This window comes from uncultured Planktosalinus sp. (genome assembly GCF_963973675.1).
Lineage (GTDB): Bacteria > Bacteroidota > Bacteroidia > Flavobacteriales > Flavobacteriaceae > Planktosalinus.
Map to the genome: position 1 here is coordinate 1 of NZ_CAXBAN010000418.1, position 2105 is coordinate 2105.

General features: G+C 36.2%; 2 protein-coding genes. Both read left to right on the forward strand.

Annotation, left to right across the window (positions count from 1 at the left end; all coding sequences use genetic code 11):
- The coding region (locus AACY61_RS12850; RefSeq protein ID WP_339611980.1) for a T9SS type A sorting domain-containing protein at window positions 1–1895 on the forward strand (1895 nt) is incomplete at its 5' end.
- 75 nt (window positions 1896–1970) lie between these two features.
- The coding region (locus AACY61_RS12855) for an IMP dehydrogenase (protein WP_339611981.1) at window positions 1971–2105 on the forward strand (135 nt) is incomplete at its 3' end.

Sequence of the window (2105 nt, forward strand, 5' to 3'; positions counted from 1 at the left end):
TAGGTGGCAATTACTCAAGTTCTCAATCTGCTATTATAATCCCGCAACCGGGTTCACAAACTAAATTTGTAATTTTTGCTGTCTCTGCCTATACAAATTCCAATGTTGTTTACTCAATTGTTGATATGAGCCTGGACAACGGACTTGGTGATGTAATTCCTGGAAAAAAATCAATACCTGTTCTTTCCAATACCGGTGAGTATATTCAAGCTACTCCTTCTTCTGATGGAACCTTTTGGTGGGTCTTAACTCATAAAGGGGGAACTTCAGATTACTACACTTATAGAGTTACTGAAGATGGCGTAGATATTGAAAACCCGGTAATTTCAACAACAGGATCTCCTTCAACTTCTAATGGAGATATTGGCTTTATAAAATTTAATAATTCAGCAACCAGGCTAGTTAGAACTGCTTATATTTCACACTTTTTTGATATAAGTAATTTTGATAATCAAACCGGTATAGTATCAAATGCACTTCAATTTCCATTACAATATGCCTATGGAGCTGAGTTTTCACCAAACGAACGATTTATTTATGTTTCAGCATATGGTTCTCAGGGGGTTAAACAATATGATCTTCAGGCAGGTACAACTGTACAAGAAATTGAAGCTACAAAATACACATTCTCAACCTTATCAAATGGTGCTTTATTAACTGCTCCTGATGGTAAAATCTATTCCAGCAGGCATGGGGCTTCAGCACTTGATGTCATAAATAATCCAAACCTTTCTGCAGCTCAAGCAAATTACCAATTAAATGCGTTAGACCTAGAAGGGAAAACAGCACAATTGGGGTTGATTAATATTGTGGCTGACTTTGTCTCACAAGCCCCGCCGCAATTAGCAGACTTAAACGTTTTATCAATTACTGAAGATCTGGCTCAGATTTCAGTAGAAATTAACTCAGACGGAGGTTCTTCAATTATACAAAGAGGGTTTGAGTTTGGAATGAGTCCTAATGCCTTACAGGAGTATTTGGTGCCCGGTGGAACCGGAACTATGCAATATACCTTTGAAAATCTTTTGCCTGATACTCAATATTTTTTCACGGCCTTTGCTGAAAATCAGCATGGTCGTACCACACTTGAAGTACAAAACTTCACTACTGAAAACGAGGTCGACGACACTCCACCGGTTGCAATTTGTGTAGAAAACTTGACTGTTCAATTAAGTGAAAACGGCATTGCAATTATCAATGAAAGCATGATAGATAACGGCTCTTTTGATGATGTGGGTATTGAAAGCATTGTTTTAAATATTTATGAGTTTTCTTGTTTTGATATTGGAGAGCAGCCAGTTACACTGACTATTACAGACACTTCCGGAAATGTGTCAAGCTGTACCACAGCCGTCTTTGTAGAAGATATTACACCACCTGTAATTGAACTTGCAGAAAATCAAACGACTCAATTTGTGATTGATTCATCAGAATACTATTTGCCAAATTATTTTGAGGAAAGTATTTTTATTGCTACCGATGTTTGTACAAACCCTGTAGTTAATCTGACACAATTTCCGTTACCCGGTACACTTTTAACAGCAGGAATCCATCAAATCACTTTAACTGCAATAGATTTCAGTAACAATTCGTCTGAATACGCATTTGAAATCCTGATACAACAAACGCTTGCAACTTCAGATTATCAGGCTTTTGAGGCGCTATATTTGTACCCAAATCCTGCGAGTGATTTTGTAACGATTAAAAACCCTTTAAATTTAGAAATCAATTTTGTTGAGATTTACGATTTAAACGGCCGTCTTGTTAAGTCGATTAATTTTGAACAGGTTTCAGAAAGCAATACTCTTGATATTAGCGATTTGGCATCAGCTTCTTATCTTGTATTTATCAAAAATGATAGGAATCAAATCTATAAACAATTGATTGTTAAATAATCAACAACTTTATAAAGTGAATCTGTTATCAACGAATAAAGTAGTATATTTGCTCGCAATTAAAACGTAATTGCAATGACTGCTCATCTTGATAAAATTCTTGGAGAAGGACTCACTTACGACGATGTCCTGCTTGTGCCGGCATACTCTGAAGTATTACCCCGTGAAGTATCGATAACTTCAAAATTCACCAAAAACATACCAATTAAC